The organism is Streptomyces sp. NPDC006265, from assembly GCF_040613555.1.
Classification (GTDB): domain Bacteria; phylum Actinomycetota; class Actinomycetes; order Streptomycetales; family Streptomycetaceae; genus Streptomyces.
The window spans coordinates 1-1230 of record NZ_JBEXSH010001469.1; the positions used below are offsets into that span (position 1 = coordinate 1).

The 1230-nt window shown below is 68.5% G+C and carries 1 protein-coding gene; it reads right to left on the reverse strand.

All coding sequences use genetic code 11. The features are described 5' to 3' along the window. Positions 1-205: 205 nt before the first annotated feature. A complete protein-coding gene (locus ABZ281_RS49875) occupies positions 206-838 on the reverse strand; it encodes a hypothetical protein (RefSeq protein WP_356665520.1) in 633 nt (210 codons plus the stop codon). Between the last annotated feature and the right edge of the window lie 392 nt (positions 839-1230).

Sequence of the window (1230 nt, forward strand, 5' to 3'; positions counted from 1 at the left end):
ACGCGGTCCACCTTCGTCAGGTCCGCGCGGGGCGAGAACAGGTCGACCGGGAGTTCTCGGTCTGCGGCGGCGTAGAGGGCGAAGGCGTTCTCGGGCGTGGCGCCGCTCGCGATGAAGCGGAACAGCATGGGGAACCGGTGCATGGCACTCCTTGGGTGGGGCCCGGCCGCCGGGAGGACTGCCCGTCGGCCGGGACGGGTGATGATCAGGCGGGCTGACCGGGAATGACCTGTTCGCCGTTGCGCATGGCGTGCATGATGCGGGCCAGAGCGAGGGAGACGGTTCCTTCCGGCCCCGCCGCGTCGTCCCGCCCACCGGCGACCCGTACGTCCGCCTCTCCACCCCGGTGACGCTTCACGTGGAAGGTGCGCTGGTTGAGATCAACGGCGTGCACGAGCCGGACTTCCCGCCGGTTGGGCAGCAGATGGTTCACCCGCATGCCCATCTGCCGGAGCCGCTCCACATCCGGGGGCAGCGAGACGGTCGTGTCGCGCATCCAGCCCTCAAACATGAACCCGACCGCACAGACGGGCGCCTGAGCCGCGTCGGCGGGCAGAAGAAGGTCCGGGACGGGCGGCAGCGAGCTGCTCAGCCCCCTCAAGGCGTCGGCGGGGTTGACGCCGCCGGGGTTCCAGATGGCCTCGGGATACAGAGCCGTCTCCACCCGATCGCCGGGCAGCAGACGCAGCGTGAAGAGGCGGGAGGGACGGTTCCACCCCTCCCGTTCACCGCACTGGGCCTCGATCGCCACGATGGCGGAGGCGATGGTGTTGGCGTGTGGATCGTCCGCCGAAACGATGGGAGCGGAGAAGGTGAAGTCGCGGTGCTTCCTGGACATGGCAAACGCGCCTTTCCGTGCAGCCGTAGCCGAGTACGGCCGCGCTGATGCGGTGGAGGAAGAAGGAAGAGAGGCCGGAGCGCCCGGCTCGATACGACCAAAGTACATCGTGAAACACGAATACACAACGAATGCTTTGCCCTGACCGGCTCCCGAGACGGTGGCGGACGAGGCTCCCTGGCGTGTGTATGGCACCGGGCTGACGCACCAGCAGGTGACAATAGGAGCGGTCTCGACGGCGTCCGGTTACTGGGGGAGTGCTCTTTGTCCAACGACCGCCTGCAGCCCATCAGCCCCGCAGCGCTGGCCGCTCGTACGTCCGGACCCGGCATCCCCGCCTCACGCACCGCACCCCGCACCGACGGCACCTCCTCGATGAGTACCGACGCCTT

Excerpts from the sequence above, each read along its gene's own strand:
- ABZ281_RS49875 (WP_356665520.1), bottom strand. The coding sequence starts at position 838 with ATGTCCAGGAAGCACCGCGACTTCACCTTCTCCGCTCCCATCGTTTCG.